We start from the raw sequence: 17,615 nt of genomic DNA on the forward strand, positions 1-17,615 counted from the left end.
GTTTTACTGGCCGTTGGTCTGGGGGTTCAGGGATTGCGTGATCAGGCGCCGGGCCAAGTGTCGGACAGGCGATAGCCTTGTGGCCACGGATCGCTTGGGTCGAGCAGCAATTGGTGGGTGCCGGTGATCCACGCCCGGCCGGAAATGCACGGGTAAATCGCGGCGCGGCCGGCGACTTCGGTCAGCGAATCAATGCGGCAGTGGAACTCGGAGCCGATAATGGAACGGCCGACAAAGCGCTCGCCAACCTGCATCAAGCCTTTGGCCTGCAACACCGCCATGCGCGCCGAGCAACCAGTGCCGGTGGGGGAGCGGTCGATCTTGCCCGGTTGAATCACCACCGCATTGGCGCCGGTGGCGATGCCGTTCTCATGGACAATGGGCGCGGCGATCTGGCAGAAGGAAATGTGCGACCACTCGGGGTTCAACGGATGCACGAAGCCCAGTTGGTCGTTGGTCGCTCGAGTGATTTTCAGCCCGACCGCCACCAGGTCGGCCGCTTCATCCGGACGGATGGAGAAACCCAGGCCTTTGGCATCGGCAATCACGAAACTGTCGCCACCATAAGCGGTGTCAACCTTCAGCGAGCCAATACCTTCGACTTCAATCCACGCATCCAGGCGGTCAGCGAAGGACGGCACGTTTTTCACTTCCACCCGTTGCACCTTGCCATCCCGGCAGTCGGCCACGGCTTCGATCAGGCCGCCGGGTGCTTCCAGTACCAGGCGGGTTTGCGGCTCGGTCATGGGCAGGATGCCGCTGTCGAGCAACACGGTGGCGACGCACAACGAGTTGGAACCGGACATCGGCGGGGTGTCCGCCGGTTCCATGATGATCCAGGCCATCTGCGCCCGTGGGTCTTTGGCCGGGACCAGCAGGTTGACGTGGCGGAACACGCCGCCGCGGGGTTCGTTGAGGACGAAATTGCGCAGGGTTTCGTCCCGGGCGATCCAGCGCGACTGTTCCCACACGGTGGCGCCGGGCGGCGGGGCGACACCGCCGACGATCACATCGCCGACTTCGCCTTCGGCGTGGCAGCTGACGACGTGGATAACTTTTGATGAGCGCATGGTCTGATCCTTGTTTTGTCTGTGCGGGCCTCATCGCGAGCAGGCTCGCTCCTACACTGTTCGATATGCACCGCTAACCCTGTAGGAGTGAGCCTGTTCGCGATCGGGCCGTTAGTTATTTCACCGATTTGAGAAACGCCGCTGTTTCCGCATGCACCGGATTGCCAATCACCTGATCCGGCGTCCCAATCTCATGCACCAGGCCATTGCGGAAGAACGCCACACGGTCGGACACGTCCCGGGCAAAGCGGATTTCGTGGGTCACCAAGACCATGGTCATGCCGTCTTCGGCGAGCATGCGCATGGTGTCCAGCACTTCACCGACCAACTGCGGGTCGAGGGCCGAGGTGGCTTCGTCAAACAGCATGTAGTCCGGTGACATGGCCAGGGCGCGGGCGATGGCCATGCGTTGTTGCTGTCCACCGGACAGCTTGCCAGGGAAGGTCTTGAGCTTGTCGCCCAGACCGACGTGGGTCAGTTGCTTCACCGCTAGTTCTTCAGCTTCAGCCTTGCTTTTGCCCAGCACCTTGCGCGGCGCGAGCATGACGTTTTCCAGCACCGTCAGGTGCGGGAAGGCATTCCATTGCTGGAACACAATGCCGATTTTCTGCCGCAGGCGATTGAGGTCGGTGGCGCTGTGATGGACCTCGACGCCGTCAACGCGGATGTTGCCTTTCTGGATCGGTTCAAGGCCGTTGATGCACATCAGCAAGGTCGATTTGCCGGAGCCGGAGCCGCCGATGATCGACACCACTTCGCCCTTGTTCACCGTCAGGTTGACGCCCTTGACCACTTCGAGGTTGCCGAAGGATTTATGTACGTTGTCGATCTCAATCATTTTCTTGCCACCTTCTTTCCAGACGAGCGCCCAGGCGTGCGACCACCAGGCTCATGACGTAGTAGATAAGACCCGCGACGCACAGCACCAGCAACGGTTCCTGGATGCGGGTGACGATGGTTTGCGAGGCGCGCAGCAGTTCGACGATGCCGATCCACATCACCAGCGCGGTGTCTTTCATGACACCGAGCACCAGGTTCAGCCAGCCGGGGAACGCCACCCGGGTGGCCATCGGCAGGACGATCCAGCGCAAGTCCTGCAAGAAGCTCAGCCCCAACGAACGGCTGGCCCGGCGCACGGTGAACGGCACCGCCAGCACGCCGGCACGCACGATCTCGGTGAAGTACGCCGCCGCGTAAACCCCCAACACAATGCAGCCGACGCTGAAGGCGCTGATGTTCAAGCCGACGATGCTTTTGAGCGAGTTGAACAGCACGAACTGGATCAGCAACGGCACGCTGCGAAACACGTCCAGCACCCAGGCCAACGGCAGGCTGGCCCGTGGCAACAAGGCCCGCAGCAGGCCGAACAACAACCCGGCCAAGGAGCCGAGAATGATCGACCAGAACGTCAGCTGCATCGTGACCCACGCACCGTTGAGCAGGAACATCAGGTCATTCGAGGAAAAATCGGTGGAAAACATGGACAGCTCCTCAGTAACGGAACAACCGCCAGGCCATCAGCCGGGCTGCCGCGACGATCGCCTTGGCAATCAAGTAATACAGCACCGCTGCGATGGCGAAATACTCGAAGGTGCGGAAGGTTTTGACGTTGTATTCCTGGGTCACACCGGTCAGGTCATTGTTCAGCCCGACGATCACCCCCAGCGACGTCATCAACACCGCCCAGACCATCTGATTGGTCAACGGGTAGAACACGATCCGTAGCAGTTGCGGGACGATGATCATCCTGTAGGCCTGGAAGGCACTCATGCCGAGGGAACGCGCCGCACGCACCTGGGTGTTCGGCACGGCCTTGAGGCCGCCGCGAAAGTTCTCCGCCAGATACCCGGCATTGTTGAAGGTGATCCCGGCCAGCAGGGCGAACCAGGAACTGACGTGCAGGTTCAGCGAGCCGAGGCCGAAGTAGAGGATGTAGATCTGGAACAGCGACGGGGTGTTGCGGGCAATCGATACCCAACCGTTGCCGAACCCGCGCAGTAAGGGGTGTTTGGCCTCGCGCATCACCGTCAGGGCCAAGGCGATCAGCACGCCGAAGATCATCGACAGCGCGGCGGTTTCGAAGGTGACGATGGCACCGGCCAGCATGTCCGGCAGGGCGCGCAGGGCGGAGCGCCATTGGAAGCTGTAGTCAAACATGCGCAGGGCTCTCCAGTAGGGCAGCAGGTTGTAACCAGGCCGGCAAACGTCCGCTGGCCGTTGCGGTGCAGGCGGCGTCGACGCATTCGGCAAGGCTGGCGAAGTGCACCTGGCGGCCGACCAGGCCCGGTGCGTAGTGGGCGTATTTGCCCGAGTTGGTCATCAGGGTTTTAGCCGCCAGGGGGATGACGGGCTCGCCGAGCATGCACCAGCAGGTGTCGGTGATCAGGGTCGCGCCAAACGCTTCGATCACGGCGATGTGCCCGGCCTCGCGGGCCTGCTCCAACACGGCACGGCCGCAGGTGATGGCAAGCACCACATCCGGGTGTCTTTGTCGTCCCCGGCACAGACGCGCCAGGTGAGCGAACTCGCTGAGGGAAAAGTGCGGGTTACCCAGCGACACCACATCCACCCGGTTATCGCGAGCACTGTTGAGTTCGCGCCAACTCGACAGCAGGTCCTCCAGGCGGATTTTTTCCACGGCAATGCAAGTGTCCGCATCCAGCACCTGCGCCGGGTCAATGGCCTCCGGGGTGACCCCGGCGATGTGGAACAGTGGTGCCGCAGAGGTGGTGGCGAAGGCCGCGCCAAAGGCTTTGAGGTCGTCCAGGCTCGGTTTGCGTTTTTCCAGTCCCAGCACCAGCGGCACGCGACTGCCGGCCAGGGCACCCATGTGGTAACCCAGCAGCGGGTAGAAGGCATCGTCCAGTTCACCGAGGGCAGGCAACTCGATCAGCAACCGGGCCTTGCGTTGCGCGTCCAGGTGGCAGCCGATCAGCGGGGCGCGACCGGTGAGGGCGATGCAGATGTCCAGGTAGTCCGGATATTTCAGGGTGCGTGCACCGAGCACGCTGTTGGCGTAGACCACTGCGTTGGATTCGGCCCAGACGATTTGCTCGCCAGCCTTCGGTGCAGTGTCGAGCAGGTACGGCGCGCAGGTGAAACTGAGCTGTGCGCCCATCGCCATATAGGCATCGCCCAAGGCACTGGCCGGTTCACCCAGTGCCGGGTCGATACCCAGTTCGCGCCAACGGCGCTGGTCGACGGAAATTGAATTGAGGGTGGTGGGCACTCGCACTTTTGCTCCCCATTGCACCAGTTGCCCGGCAAAGCGCAGGCTCGCCGGTCCCGTGTAAATGCAGCCATCGATGTGTGCTTGAGTGACATCCACCAAGTGGTCGGCACCCTGCAGTTCGGCCATACGCAGGACGATCTGCATGGCCATTTGCGCGGCCTTGCCATGCCGGCCATCGAGCAGCGCCCGATCGTGCTCGGTGAGCCTGATCGAGACAGTGCTGTCAGTGTTTGGTAATGGGCTGTCAAGCGCCTGCCAGGCGTCGCCCGGCAGGTGATCGAACAGGCTCAGCGTTGTATTTTCGACCCGGGCGAAGGCCTGGCCGCGCAAGGCGGCGAAGGCCTCCTCACCGATGCACAGCACCGGCAGGGAACGGGCAAAAATGGTCTGCGCCACCAGCACGCCCAAGGTCAGGATCTCGTCGGCTTCGGCCAGCACCAATGCCGCCGGTGCATGGCCGTTGCTGATCAGTTCCATCAACACACTGCTGCCGGTGCACGAGCCGCGACCACTGGGAATCGCCAGCACGCGGCCGGCCAGGTGTTGGCCGCTGAGCGGGTGATGGCGGTCGATGACTTCACCCGTGCAGGGATCGACGCCGCCCCAGAAGCTCAAGCCGACATCGGCGAACAGCAGGGCGCCTTGCGCGGCACCCGCCACCAGGCTGCGCCCGGTCAGAGAAATTGGCCCAGGCATGCCGGACATCTCAGTAGTAGACCTGAGGCACGGTCAGGTTGGTCGGCGGGATCTCGGTGCCGACCCATTTAACGAACAACTCCTTGTAGCGACCGGTGCGCACCTGTTGGTTGACGAACAGGTTGAGGTAGTTGAGCAGGCCGAACTCGCTGCGTTTGGCACCCAGGGACACGTAGTCGATGACGTACGGGGCGTTACCGGCGACTTTCAGGTTTTTGTATTTGCCCGACTTGAGGGTGGCGGCGGCCACGGTGTTGGTGACCACAGTGGCATCGATGTGGCCTTGGGCGACAGCTAGCAGGGTATCGCTCTGCGACTGGTAGGCTCGGAAACTGCCCGAACCCCAGTTCTTCACGTCTTTCTCCAGGGCGATGGCCTCATAGGTGCCGCTGGTGTTGCCCACTGCTTTGCCCTTGAGGTCGTCGAAGCCGTTGATGCCGGTGTCGTCGCGGGTCAGCACCACCATCTGGAAGGCAAAGTAGGGCACGGTGAGGCCAACGGTCTTGGCGCGTTCGAGGGTGTCGGAGGTGGATGCGACGATCACGTCAGCCCGCCCGGAGACCAGTGCCGGAATGCGATCCGGGAACGGCGTTTCCACCACTTCGGCCTCGACCCCGAGAATCTTCGCCAGGTCGCGGCAATAGTCCACATCGAAGCCGGCCGGCGAGTTGCTGGCATCGCGAAAACCCATGGGCGGGAAGTCCAGGGTCACGGCGCAGCGCAGCTTGCCCGAACCGATGATGTCGTCGAGCTTGTCGGCCTGGGCAGTGGCGATGAAAGAAGTACTGAGAACAGCGCTGAGGGCTACGGCAAATGCGGGGGTTTTCATAGAGGCCTCGTTGATGTGAAGTGTTGTTGATTATCGTATTGAGGATTTCGTATACGATATTAACAATAGCAATCAACGTGCCCGATTCCAGTTTTAGCAGTGAATAAATCGTCAGGCCTTGCAGTAGAGGTCTTGCGGGGGAGCAACGGGCGGGAGAGTGGAAGCCTGGGCAAACGATGGCAGTGTTACAGATGGGAGCAATGGGTGTGTGGGCGCACCTTTAGGGAACACTGGCAGGCCAGAGGTGCGTGCCGGTTTATCGGATCATTGCGGGTTTTATGGTGGATGAGGCCCGAAAGATCACTCTTCATCTCCCGCCTAACGCTGATTATCGCGATACTGACTCGGCGACAAACTGGTCAGCGCCCGAAACTGCCGGCTGAAGGCACTGTGGTCGGTGTAACCACAGCGCAAGGCAATCTCGGTGATCGGCAACTCGGTGTGCAGTAACAACCGCGAACCTTCTTCCAGGCGCGCCTTGTGAATCATTTGCCGTGGGGTGAGCTGGAACACCCGTTTGCAGTGCCGCTCCAATTGCGCCACGGAATAGCCAGCGATGGCGGTCAGTTCGGCGAGGCTGATGGCGCGGGCGAAGTGGCGGCGGATATGGGCATCCACGGCGGCGAGTTTCTGGAACGCCGGATGGTTCGACTGCGGCGATTGCAGATCGCGGGAGATACCGGCCAGACCCACGATTCGACCCTGTTCATCCTTCAAGGCGAGTTTGTGGGTCAGGCACCAGATCGGCTGATTGCCATAATACAAATGCAGCTCCAGCTGATCGGCCAGTTCGCGACCGCTGGACAGCACTCGCCGATCCTGCTCGGTGTACAGCGGACCGAAGCGTTCCGGAAAGACCATTTCGGCGGTGCGCCCCAGCAGCTCGTCCCTGTGTTTGAAACCACAACGCCGGGCCAGGGTCTGGTTGACGAAGGCGTAGCGGGCCTCGCCGTCCTTGATGAAAAACACCACGTCCGACAGGGTATCGAGCAACGGCGCGATGGGCTGAAGGCTGTTCAGCAGCGTCGGCAGATCGCAAGGTTTAAAGGTGGTGAGCGAGGGATACATGGCGCCGGGGGTCTGAGGGTGACCCCCGGGATCATAGAGACTCGGCAGCGTGGCCGAAACCCCCGGCGTGGTCATCACGCTGGCGGGGTATCGTCCAGGGACATCAAGGTTTCGATCCGCGCCGGGCTGAAGGGTGGACGCGGTGCCGAAGGTTGCCAGCCAAACAGGTGATGCACCGCACCGCCACACACCCGGCCCTGGCAGGCGCCCATGCCGCAGCGACTGGCGAGTTTGGCTTCGCGCCAGTCAGAGTGACCGGTCAATGCCGCGTAGGGCACGTCTTCGCAACGGCAAACCAGGGTGTCGGGGCGGGCCAGGGACTTGAGTCGCGGGTCGAGGGCGAACGCGCTGTTCAGCGCCTTGGCGAAACCCTGCCAGTGCGCCCGGCGCGGCCACAATTGCCTGGCGGCTTGCAGATTGCCGACTGCAGCGTGGCCGGCAATCGCACCTTCCACCAAGGCCAGCTCACTGCCACCGAACCCTGTGCATTCGCCCGCCGCATAATGATCGGCGCGGTTGCTGGCCTGCCAGGCATCCACCGCGATGGCTTGATCTTCGATGGCGCAGCCCAGTGCCTGAGCCAACTGGATATTCGGAATCAACCCGAAACCACAGGCCAGCCGATCACATTCCAGTTCGACGATGTTGCCTTGTTGTTGCAGGCGCACGCCTTCCACTCGGTCGGTGCCGAGCGCGGCCAATACGTGGGTGGCGGTGCGGTAATGGTGGTCGAACAGACTGAACGATTGCAGCCATTTGCCGGGCCAGCGCGGCAGTTGCGCGGCGAAACCGGCGACGGCGCTACGGCTGGCTTGTTCGGCGATGCGTTGCACTTGCGCGCCATGCCGTTTGGCGGTGGCGGCACTGGCCAGTAACAGCGGGCCGCTGCCGGCGATCACCACGCGCTCGTTCTGCACCGGCAAACCGGCCTTGATCAGCGCCTGCAAACCACCCGCACCGGTGACACCCGGCAGGGTCCAGCCGGGGAAGGGCAGCAGCAATTCACGGGCGCCGGTGCACAGAATCAGCTTGTCGTAACTGATCAACCAGCCATGGTCGTCATCTTCCACCAGCAGTTGTTTCGCGCCGGGGGCGGCGATCACCCGAGTACCGGCGTGATGGCGGATGTTGTTGCACGACGCCAGACGCTCGCGCAGGCGCCGGGCCTGACCGGGCACGTTGGCTTGAGGGCCGTCGCGCCAGATTTGCCCGCCCGGCAACGGGTTGTCGTCGAGCATGACAATGCGGGCGCCGCTGGGGGCGGCGGCAAGGGCGGCGCTCATCCCGGCAGGGCCAGCGCCAATGATCAACAGATCAGCGTATTCATTCATGGGCGAGTCTCCACCTGCATGCCGTCACGGCACAGGGTCTGGCAAGCCAGGCGACGCCGGCCATCGATGGTCACCCGGCATTCCTGACAAATGCCCATGCCACACAGCGGCGCACGGCGCTGACCGCTGACCGAGGTGCGCGTGCAGCCGTCACTGGCCAACGCCAGGGCCGCGGCGACGCTGGTGCCTTCGGCGACTTTCAGGGCGTGGCCGTCCAGCAACAATTCAGGCATAGACCGGTTCTCCGAGAAAACGCTGGGGCAGATAGGGTTGTGCGGCCAGTGGCGGGGTTTCGTTGAACAGTTGCGCCACCAGTAAATCGGCGGTGCCGGGGGCGGTGGTTACGCCCAGTCCTTCGTGACCGACTGCCAGCCACAAGCCTTGACGTTGTGGATGTTGGCCCACCAGCGGCAAGCCGTCGGGGCTGGCGGCGCGAAAACCGGTCCAGGCACGGATGCCATTGAGCCGGGCCAGCCCCGGCATGTACTCGGCGGCACGCTTGAGCATTTTCGCGAGCATCCAGCCTTCGACCTGCGGGTCGGTGGTGCCGAATTGCCGCGAGGCGCCGATGAACAGTTGCCCGGTGGGGCGCGGCTGGATATTGCAGGCGGTCGACGGCCCCGTGGCGTTGTGGGCACTGGTGACGTAACCCAGTTCCACCAGCGTATGAGTGACGCTGCCGGGGTAGCGGTCAGTGATCAGCAAGTGGCCTTTTTTCGGCTCGATGGGCAATTCCGGGCACAGCTCGCTGGCTTGAATACCGTTGGCCAACACCACGGCATCGGCACTCAACCAGTGACCGTCATCGAGGCAGACGCGGTTGCCGTCGACCGCACTGACCCGTGCCCGGCGCTGGCGGATGTTCGGTGTTTCGAGCATCCATCCGGCCGTCGCCGGGGCGTATAGAATGCCGTCGCCATTGATCAACAAGCCGCCTTCCAGTCCTTCGCTCAGTTCCGGTTCGCGCTGGCGCAGGGCACTGGCGCCGATCAGTTCGCAAGCCACGCCCTGGGCTTGCAGATTCAGGAACTTGCTGTGGGCCACTGCCATTTCTTCTGCATTCGCCGCCAGCCAGAGCGTGCCGTTGCAGCGGTAGGCACAGCTGTCGGGCAGGTCCGCGCCCAGTTCGCGCCAGCGCTGCAACGAATATTGGCTCAGGGCCAGTTCGGCGGGGTTGTCGTCGAGTACCAGCAAGTGGCCCATGCCGGCGGCCGTGGCGCCGTGCAGGCCGGCGTCCAGCACCAGTACCTGCAAGCCGCGACGGGCCAGCGCCTGGGCACAGGCGGCGCCGATAATGCCGGCGCCGATCACGATCACATCGGCCACCTGGCCCTCGTTCATGGACGAATGCCCCAGGCGAACGGGTCGTCCTGTTCGATGATCAGGCTCGCCTCGGCACTGATGAACGCGCGACCACGAATGGTCGGCACGATGCGCTCACCCTGCAGTTCGTAGGAACCCTCGAACTCGCTGCCGATGACGCTGGCCTGGCGCCAGATCTGCCCCGGTTGCAACTTGTCGTCGGCCGCCAGGCAGGCCAGTTTGGCACTGGTGCCGGTGCCGCAGGGCGAACGGTCATAGGCTTTGCCCGGGCAGAGCACAAAGTTGCGGCTGTCGGCGTGATCGTCATCGGCGAACAACTCGACGTGATCGATCAAGCCGCCGTCTTCACCGCGAATGCCTTGGGCTTGCAGTGCTTGCTGCACGGCGAAGGTGTAGGCGGTCAGCGCTTCGAGGTTGTCGCCGGCCACCCGCTGGCCATGCTCGGCGATCAGGAAAAACCAGTTGCCGCCCCAAGCGATATCACCGACCACTTGGCCGATACCCGGCACCTGCACCGCCAGCGCCTTGCGATAACGGTAGGCCGGCACGTTGCGCACGCTCACCGAATGGTCTTCGTGCAGGGTTGCTTGCACCGTGCCCACCGGCGTTTCGATGCTGTGCACACCGGGGCCGATCTTGCCCAGGTGCGCCAACGACGCCACCAGGCCGATGGTGCCGTGGCCGCACATGCCCAGATAACCGGTGTTGTTGAAGAAAATCACCCCGGCACAGGCGCCAGGGTCCACCGGCGTGCAGAGCAGGGCACCCACCAGCACGTCACTGCCCCGTGGTTCCAGCACACAGGCGGCGCGCCATTGATCATGCTGTTCGGCTAATACCCTGCGCCGTTCGGCCATGCTGCCAGTGCCCAGGTCAGGAAAGCCGGCGGTCACCAGGCGGGTCGGTTCGCCGCCGGTGTGGGAGTCGATCACACAGATGCGTTTCATGGGAGGGCCACGTCCATTCGGTTGAGTGAACGCAAGAGTGGCCCGTGCGGCGGGGTGTCGGCTTGATGGATTTAGTCTGTGTCGATGACGAAATCGGCACAGCGTCCACAGCGGTCAGTGGGTGTGGGGCAGGTGCTCGAACAGGGTCGTGCAGACGCCGGCAATGTGCTCGTCCAGAAGCTTCACCGCCAGGTCCACATCCCCGGCGCGGCAGGCCGCCAGGATCTCGCGGTGTTCGTGATCGGCCCGTTCCTTACCGGCCGACAAGCTCATCTGCATGCGTAGATAACGCTCCAGCTTGTCGTTGACCGAACGGATCAGACTCACCAGAAACGGTCGCTGCGCCGGCTCGTACAGGCAGGAATGCAGCTCCCAGTTGAGCTCGGCCCAGCGCCCCACGTCGTCCTCGCCGATGAACTCCTGACAGATGCGCTCGGCACGGGCGAAGGTTTCTTCGGTCATGTTCGGAATGGCCAGGCGCAGAATCTTGTCCTCCAGCAACATCCGCACTTCGAACATCTGCGCCAGTTCCGCATCGGAAACCCGCGTGACCATCGCCCCGCGATTGCGCTGGAACATCACCAACCCTTCAGCCTCCAGCCGCTTGAGGGCTTCGCGCACCGGGATCTTGCTGACATTGAACTGGCGGGCGATGTCGTCCTGGCGGATCGGCTCATCCTCGGCAAAATGCCCGGCGACAATCGCATCCCGCAGATGGCGGGTGATGATTTCCGAAGTCGAAGGCGTGTTACCAAGGTCGGGTGCGTTGAGTTTGGTCAGGTTCACGGCGGCGGTCATGTGGAGTGAGATAGCGCTAGGGTATACGAAATTCTTTTGCTGATCTTCTCCGGTTCGACGTCGGTGTCGGTCCTGCAACCCGCTACAACAAAACGGGAACACTACGATTCTGAACGGCCGCCAAAAGTTAGCTCCATCCGGGGGCGTCCTTCCCCTTGGGCTTGATGATAGGTAAGTCCAGTAAACCGTGGCTAAATCTATAAAATAAGCGATAAGACACAAAATAAGGGATTTACGCAACTTGATGGGACTTGGCGTTAATTCTATAATTTTGGGAGCTAACTCGCACAGAATGGGCTGGGTACACACTATGTTGGATTTAAGCTTCAGCAAGCCGAGTGAGGTCGTCAAGCGCCTCTGCGCTCGCTTGCGCACAGAGCGCTTGGCGCTGGACATGACACAAGCCGACTTGGCCGGGCGTGCCGGCATCGGCACCAACACCGTGTCCAACCTTGAAGCCGGGCGCAATGTCGGGTTCGAGAACGTTGTCCGGGTGGCGATGGCCCTTGGCCGAGCCAAGGAGCTCGAAGGCCTGTTCCTGCCAAAGCTGGAAAGCATCGAGGATATTCGGCGCTACGAAAACAGCGCCAATCGTCTCCGTACAAAGAGGAAGTCCGGTAATGCTTGAGCAGGTGAACGTCTTCTACGAGGGCTGGGGGGAGCGATGGCAATGGGGCACGTTGGTCTCCACCACCGCCCTGACCGGTCGCCCGCTGATCGTGTTCGAGTACAGCAATGAAGCCAGGCAAAGGGGCTTGGAACTGTCCTCCTACATGTTGCCGTTGGAGGGGACTCAGTTGCGCCGAGATTTTCCAGACCACCAACTGTACTTGCCAGGGCCTGTTTACGACTCGTTGCCGGATGGCTGGGGCATGTTGCTGATGGACCGTATGTTCAGGCGCCGCGGGCTCACCACGGCGCGCATCGGCTCACTGGAACGGCTGGCCTACATCGGTAGCAATGCGATGGGCGCCATGACGTTTGAGCCCGTGGCACCCGAAGGTCAGGAAGCTGAAGTCCACATCCCGCTGGAACAGCTTGCCGCCCAAGTGCAGGAAGTGCTCCATGGAGACGGTGGCGAGTTCCTGCAGAGGTTGCTGCTGGTGGGCGGCTCGCCTCAAGGTGCAAGGCCTAAGGCCCTGGTCTATCGCGATCCCGAAACTGGCGGGTTTACCACTGCCGTCACGCCGGACTTTGAAGCATGGTTGATCAAGTTCCCGGCCAAAGAAGAACATGCCGAGGTGTGTGCTATTGAGATGGTCTACGCCGAGTGCCTGCGCATGTGCGGTATCGAGACCCCTGACACACACTACTTCAGTCTGCCTAATGGGTTGGCAGCGTTTGCCAGTAAGCGATTTGACCGCCGGGATGGTCTGCGCATACCCATGCAAAGCCTCGCGGCCTTTACGGGGGCAAATTACCGGTCTCCGGGGGTGTTGGACTATGTCAACTTCTTGCGGGCAACACAGATGTGTACCAACGACGTGCGAGGGATGGCGGTGGCCTTCGAACGTGCCGTCTTCAATGTTGCGTTCAACAACAGAGACGATCATCCCAAGAACTTTGCCTACATCATGTCGCAAAACGGTCAGTGGAGACTGTCGCCGGCTTACGACGTGACCTTCTGCGAGGGGCCAGGTGGCTATCACCAGATGGATGTGATGGGGGAGGCCCTGTCGATTTCCCGCACGCAAATGCTTCGGCTTGCCGAGGAAGCCGAGGTGCCCCCGGACGCTGCAGGCAGAGTGATTGACGGCATTTGTGATGTAGCGAGCCGGTTTGCAACCATCGCCGAGAGCCTATACCCCCAGGTTATTACTCAAGACACTTTGCGTACGATCCAGGGCCGCATCGATCAGAACGTCGCTCGGTTACACCACGCTCACGCGGGCAGCGGTCGCCGTTGAAGGTCGGAGCAACGGCGACTCTCATGATTGAAGCTGCCGCGTGCTTCGAGCACATAGGGTCCTGTGCTGTCGGTGTTTGTTCTATCAAAAGGCAGAAATGATCAGCTGAACAGCCTACCAGACGACCCTATAGACTATCCGGATCCCCAAAAAACATTTGAATCCGAGACCGCAACCAGCGCTCCCCCGGGTCGTTGTCCTGTGATCCGCGCCAAGCCATGTGCAATTCGAAACTGCGTACCGGCAACGGCGGATCTTCGGCCCGCACACCGCCCGCGGCGGTCAGCGCATCGGCGGTGTAGTCCGGCACCGTAGCCACGATGTCAGTGCCCGCGAGCAGGGTACTCAACCCGTTGAACTGCGGAACGGCGAGCACCACATGCCGCTTGCGCCCGAGTTTTTCCAGTTCTTCGTCAATAAAGCCGCTGAGGTCGCCAGCGAACGACACCAGGGCATGGGGGCGGGCGCAGTAATCATCCAGGCTCAACGGCCCCGGCACGGTGTCGGCGCGCAACAGCTTCGGCTGGCTGCGGCGCAGCACTTTGCGCTTGGCGTTGGCCGGCAGGTCGGTGGTGTAACTGACACCGATGGATATCTCACCGGATGCCAGCAACCCCGGCATCAGGATGTAGTTGACCCGACGCACCACCAGCACAATCCCCGGCGATTCGGCACGCAGGCGCTTGAGCAGCATGGGCAGCAAGGCGAACTCGACGTCGTCCGAAAGGCCGATGCGGAACACGGCGGTACTTGTGGCAGGATCGAACTCGGCCGCACGGCTGACGGCGGTGGAAATCGAATCCAGTGCCGGCGAGAGCAGGGCGAAGATCTCGACCGCCCTGGCGGACGGCTCCATGCTGCGGCCGGTACGCACAAACAAAGGGTCATCGAACAACCCGCGCAGGCGCGAGAGCGCCGCACTGATGGCTGGCTGGCCGAGGAACAGTTTTTCCGCAGCGCGGGTCACGCTGCGTTCGTGCATCAATGTTTCGAAAACGATTAACAGGTTCAGGTCGACACGACGCAGGTCATTACGATTCATCTGGAGTCCTGGCAGAGTCAGCAAACTTGACGTGGGCGGCCATATGAGAACAATGGCCAGCAGGAATATTACGGGGAAAGGCTGGTACTCTGCACCGGGTAATTCAGTTTTTCCTACATAGGCTGCTTCGGTTTCTTACGACATTTGACGATGTTGCCACCGCTGCGGAATCAATGACAGGCATGTCGACTATTAATAGCCACTGATAGTGTTGGGTTGAAAGCCCAGCTAGAGTTCAAGGCATTAGAGGTTCATTTGGCGAGGTTTGCGATGTCCCGCACGATCCGTTTTCACAAGTTTGGTCCAGCCGAGGTGCTCAAATGCGAAGAGCATGCGACGGCTCTGCCTGCACCGGGCGAAGTGCAGGTGCGCGTCGAGGCGATCGGCATCAGTTGGTATGACACTCTCTGGCGCCAGAACCTGGCCTCGTCCCATGCCCGTCTGCCTTCAGGCCTTGGCCAGGAGATGGCCGGTATCATCACTGCTGTCGGTGATGGCGTCGATGACCTGGAAGTCGGTGACAAGGTCGCCAGCTTTCCGGCCCAAAGCCCGAACGACTACCCGGTCTACGGTGAGCTGATCGTTCTGCCACGCTCGGCGGTCACCCGTTATCCGGATGTGCTCAGCCCGATTGAAGCCAGCGTGCACTACACGCCGTTGTTGATCGCCTATTTCGCCTATGCCGATCTGGCACGAGTCAAACCCGGGCAATTCGCCCTGGTGACCGACGCCAGTCATTGCGCCGGACCTTCGTTCGTACAACTGGGCAAGGCCTTGGGTGTTCGAGTGATCGCCGCGACCAAGACGGCGGAAGAACGTGAATACCTGCTGTCGCTGGGTGCCGAGAAAGTGATCGTCACCGAGGAAGAAGATCTGCTGATGCGGATCAACAAAATCACCGATAACCGCGGCGTGGACGTGGTGTTCGATGGTTTGGGCGGTCCGCAGATGTCGTTGCTGGGCGATGTGCTGGCACCTCGCGGCAGCCTGGTGCTGTACGGCCTGCAAGGTGGCAACCAGACGCCTTTCCCGGCCTGCGCAGCGTTCCAGAAGAACATTCAATTCTTCGTACACTGCATCGGCAACTTCACGGGCAAGCCGGAACTGGGCATCACCCAGGACGAGGCCGCACTGCAACGTGCCTTGCGCGACATCAATCAGTTGACCGCCGACCGTGTTGTGCTGCCGCTCAAGACCCGGGTCTTCCCGTTTGCCGAGTTTGTCGAAGCGCACCGTTACATGGACGAATGCCCGTGTCGCGAACGGGTCGCGCTGCAGGTCGAGCCGGCCTGATACTTACCCAACAGTTCTCTCAACTACCCTCTCAAGAGTCCGTGCCCACACGGACTCTTTCGTTTGCGCCCCCCGAAACCCATCGATCCGCAGGCCGGTCCGGCAACTGAACTGGTTTTTGCCCGCAATCTGTAGCTTCTAATCAGCCACTAAGCCCTGATAATTGAATGATTACTTTCATCTCAAGGAATGAGTCATGGCTGGGTGTCAGGCTGAAACTTTTCACTGTGCGCCATCGGTGCAAATCTCCAAATTAGTTGGTTGTTGTTTAGTTGCCAAAAAAACAGCGACAACCTCCTTCCTTATTTCTTGTGTTAAGTGTCTGTGGGACCGTGTCGGATATTTCCTAAGACTTCCATTTAAAACGAGCAAACCCTTGCCGGCCGGGCGCTTCAGCCTTGGCTTTGTCGTTAGGAAGAGGGGGTATTGCGATCATTTCAAATGATTTCAAGAAAATTCAAGTGTTAGCATTTGGCAATAAAGTCGATGACTCCATTCGTGCAGACAGTCCAACGGGATTGGCTGCCTGCACGATATTGAACTTACGAGTATCAGGTAAATAAAGATGACCAGCATCCATGACCAAGCGATGAACTATGTCTATCAACAAGTGCTGCAGCGATTGCTGGGTTTTTTCTCCCGTGCCGAACGCACAGCATTGCAATTGTTGATTCAGCGCCTGGCAGTGGCCGCCGGGGGCATGGAGCACATTGGCGATTACAAGGTGTTGGCGATCCAGTCCGGGGGGCGTGACAACTGCTACACGTTGGCACTGTTGCGTGCTGCGCAGTTGACCATCGCTACTCGCGCGCCAGCGACATTCCAGTTGCGCATCGCCTCGTTACGGTTGAGCGGAACAAACTGCGCGGCCGTGGAAAACATGCACCGGACCAACAGCGCGTTGTTTGTCTATGACGATCCCCGGGTCGAGGTGTTGATGGTCGATGATCGGGAAGTCTTGCCGTTCAACCACCTGACGCCGATTTCCGACGCCGGTCGCGAGTCCAGCCGCCTGAACCTGTTGATGATCGGCCATCGGCGGAAATGGTGCGACGGATTCGACCTGTGGGATGACGGTTATCTGGCCACGGGAGAGTTCTACGGGCAAATCGCCCGCTGGGACGGTGGTGTCGATGCTTTGCTCATCAGTGACACGCCGCGCCGGCAGAAGCAGTTCATCGAGGGTTTGAAACGTGCCGCCGCCAAGGCAGGGCTCCAGCCTTCCCACACGGGTGAAGCCGGTTGTGCGGGGTTGTTTGCATTGCTCGATGAACTGGGCAGCGACTGTTATCACAGGTTCTACGCCGATTACGGCCAGGCCCGGTGGCGCCCGCAAGAGCGCTTCGAAACCTGTCGTCGCGCGGCCTGCATCGACATTCACGACCTGCTGGTCAGCAATCTGGAAGACCGCTGGCCATTGCTGACTGAATTTCTCGGATTCCAGCCAGACGAGCTGTCCGCGCAGATCAGCGATAACGAATTCGTCAGCCCGTCGATCTCGGCGCACATCCGGGGGTTGCATGCGTGTTTCGTGCAGAATCGCAATTACGAATCCGGTGTTGCGCAATACCTGCAACGTGCGCTGGTGATGATGCGTCGCAAGCACTTGCCCGAGCGAATGTGCGAGCAGGCCATCGAGGTCTTCGGCAATCCGGCGACACTGGTCGAGCTGCGCGCCCGAGCGGCGGTCGAGGCACAAAAGAACCTGGGGCTGAGCGAAGCACAATTGGTGTGCCTGCTGTTCGCACCCTTTATCGAAAAAGGAGCGGGGCTCGAGCGTTTTCTGCGTCAATGCCATCCGGGCATGCTGGTGGCCATGCCCGAGCTGCACAAGGCCATGCAGGGGCATCCGGTGGCCGAGCAGATCATGCAATGGATGACGGATGTCAGCGGATTGCCCGTCAGCCTGATTGGCCAGCTTTACCGCATGGAGTGGACGCCCGTTGATGCTGACGGGGCGGCTGAAGCGCACATTCAAAAGGGCGCGTCGCAAATGACGGCGGGCGATTCTGACGCCGGCATCACGCGGGAGGATGAATGGTCAGCGGGTCACTGAGCGTGGGCGGATTTTCAGTCAAT

17 protein-coding genes are annotated in these 17,615 nt (G+C 61.2%); 4 read left to right on the forward strand and 13 right to left on the reverse strand.

The features are described 5' to 3' along the window. Positions 1–41: 41 nt before the first annotated feature. From ACM6J5_RS00885 to ACM6J5_RS00940, 12 genes are all read right to left on the reverse strand, one after another. Positions 42–1,070 (reverse strand): trans-3-hydroxy-L-proline dehydratase, encoded by a 1,029-nt coding sequence (locus ACM6J5_RS00885; protein ID WP_414927588.1) that lies wholly within the window; start codon positions 1,068–1,070, stop codon positions 42–44. A 115-nt stretch (positions 1,071–1,185) separates the two neighbouring features. Continuing rightward, positions 1,186–1,908, reverse strand: a complete 723-nt coding sequence (locus ACM6J5_RS00890; protein WP_095942200.1) for an amino acid ABC transporter ATP-binding protein — start codon at positions 1,906–1,908, stop codon at positions 1,186–1,188. Continuing rightward, positions 1,901–2,551, reverse strand: coding sequence for an amino acid ABC transporter permease (locus tag ACM6J5_RS00895; RefSeq protein WP_150672477.1), 651 nt, complete (start codon positions 2,549–2,551; stop codon positions 1,901–1,903). The genes ACM6J5_RS00890 and ACM6J5_RS00895 overlap by 8 nt, the downstream gene beginning before the upstream one ends. A 10-nt stretch (positions 2,552–2,561) precedes the next feature. After that, the gene (locus ACM6J5_RS00900; protein WP_095942198.1) at positions 2,562–3,227 is read right to left on the reverse strand and encodes an amino acid ABC transporter permease; all 666 of its coding nucleotides are present in this window, start codon (positions 3,225–3,227) and stop codon (positions 2,562–2,564) included. Further along, positions 3,220–4,998 carry an aconitase X gene (locus ACM6J5_RS00905; RefSeq protein ID WP_414927589.1) on the reverse strand — a complete coding sequence of 593 codons (1,779 nt, stop codon included), beginning with the start codon at positions 4,996–4,998 and terminating at the stop codon, positions 3,220–3,222. Before ACM6J5_RS00905 ends, ACM6J5_RS00900 begins: the two co-directional genes overlap by 8 nt. Positions 4,999–5,008: 10 nt before the next feature. Next, positions 5,009–5,827, reverse strand: a complete 819-nt coding sequence (locus ACM6J5_RS00910) for a transporter substrate-binding domain-containing protein (RefSeq protein WP_414927590.1) — start codon at positions 5,825–5,827, stop codon at positions 5,009–5,011. 318 nt (positions 5,828–6,145) lie between these two features. Beyond that, positions 6,146–6,895, reverse strand: coding sequence for an AraC family transcriptional regulator (locus tag ACM6J5_RS00915; protein ID WP_095942197.1), 750 nt, complete (start codon positions 6,893–6,895; stop codon positions 6,146–6,148). 74 nt (positions 6,896–6,969) lie between these two features. Beyond that, positions 6,970–8,226: an FAD-dependent oxidoreductase gene (locus tag ACM6J5_RS00920; protein WP_414927591.1), complete on the reverse strand. Its 1,257-nt coding sequence runs from the start codon at positions 8,224–8,226 to the stop codon at positions 6,970–6,972. Then, the gene (locus tag ACM6J5_RS00925; RefSeq protein ID WP_007994312.1) at positions 8,223–8,459 is read right to left on the reverse strand and encodes a 2Fe-2S iron-sulfur cluster-binding protein; all 237 of its coding nucleotides are present in this window, start codon (positions 8,457–8,459) and stop codon (positions 8,223–8,225) included. Before ACM6J5_RS00925 ends, ACM6J5_RS00920 begins: the two co-directional genes overlap by 4 nt. Continuing rightward, complete coding sequence (locus ACM6J5_RS00930) at positions 8,452–9,567, reverse strand: NAD(P)/FAD-dependent oxidoreductase (RefSeq protein WP_414927592.1); 1,116 nt, start codon at positions 9,565–9,567, stop codon at positions 8,452–8,454. Before ACM6J5_RS00930 ends, ACM6J5_RS00925 begins: the two co-directional genes overlap by 8 nt. Then, a complete protein-coding gene (locus ACM6J5_RS00935) occupies positions 9,564–10,496 on the reverse strand; it encodes a 4-hydroxyproline epimerase (RefSeq protein WP_414927593.1) in 933 nt (310 codons plus the stop codon). The genes ACM6J5_RS00930 and ACM6J5_RS00935 overlap by 4 nt, the downstream gene beginning before the upstream one ends. 114 nt (positions 10,497–10,610) lie before the next feature. After that, the gene (locus ACM6J5_RS00940) at positions 10,611–11,282 is read right to left on the reverse strand and encodes a GntR family transcriptional regulator (protein ID WP_224789992.1); all 672 of its coding nucleotides are present in this window, start codon (positions 11,280–11,282) and stop codon (positions 10,611–10,613) included. Positions 11,283–11,604: 322 nt separating this feature from the next. Here ACM6J5_RS00940 and ACM6J5_RS00945 point away from each other — a divergent pair, with 322 nt between their 5' ends. Next, a complete protein-coding gene (locus ACM6J5_RS00945; protein WP_095942191.1) occupies positions 11,605–11,922 on the forward strand; it encodes a helix-turn-helix domain-containing protein in 318 nt (105 codons plus the stop codon). Then, on the forward strand, positions 11,915–13,201 hold the full coding sequence (locus tag ACM6J5_RS00950; protein WP_414927594.1) for a type II toxin-antitoxin system HipA family toxin: 1,287 nt from the start codon (positions 11,915–11,917) through the stop codon (positions 13,199–13,201). The genes ACM6J5_RS00945 and ACM6J5_RS00950 overlap by 8 nt, the downstream gene beginning before the upstream one ends. A 127-nt stretch (positions 13,202–13,328) precedes the next feature. Here the strand turns inward: ACM6J5_RS00950 and ACM6J5_RS00955 are convergent, their stop codons facing one another. Next, positions 13,329–14,243: a LysR family transcriptional regulator gene (locus ACM6J5_RS00955; RefSeq protein WP_095942189.1), complete on the reverse strand. Its 915-nt coding sequence runs from the start codon at positions 14,241–14,243 to the stop codon at positions 13,329–13,331. A gap of 270 nt (positions 14,244–14,513) precedes the next feature. Between ACM6J5_RS00955 and ACM6J5_RS00960 the strand changes: the two genes are divergently transcribed. Then, positions 14,514–15,536 (forward strand): zinc-dependent alcohol dehydrogenase family protein, encoded by a 1,023-nt coding sequence (locus tag ACM6J5_RS00960; RefSeq protein WP_095942188.1) that lies wholly within the window; start codon positions 14,514–14,516, stop codon positions 15,534–15,536. 565 nt (positions 15,537–16,101) lie between these two features. Beyond that, the gene (locus ACM6J5_RS00965) at positions 16,102–17,592 is read left to right on the forward strand and encodes a hypothetical protein (protein ID WP_414927595.1); all 1,491 of its coding nucleotides are present in this window, start codon (positions 16,102–16,104) and stop codon (positions 17,590–17,592) included. The last annotated feature ends 23 nt before the right edge of the window (positions 17,593–17,615 follow it).

This window comes from Pseudomonas sp. IT-P74, from assembly GCF_949768175.1.
Lineage (GTDB): Bacteria > Pseudomonadota > Gammaproteobacteria > Pseudomonadales > Pseudomonadaceae > Aquipseudomonas.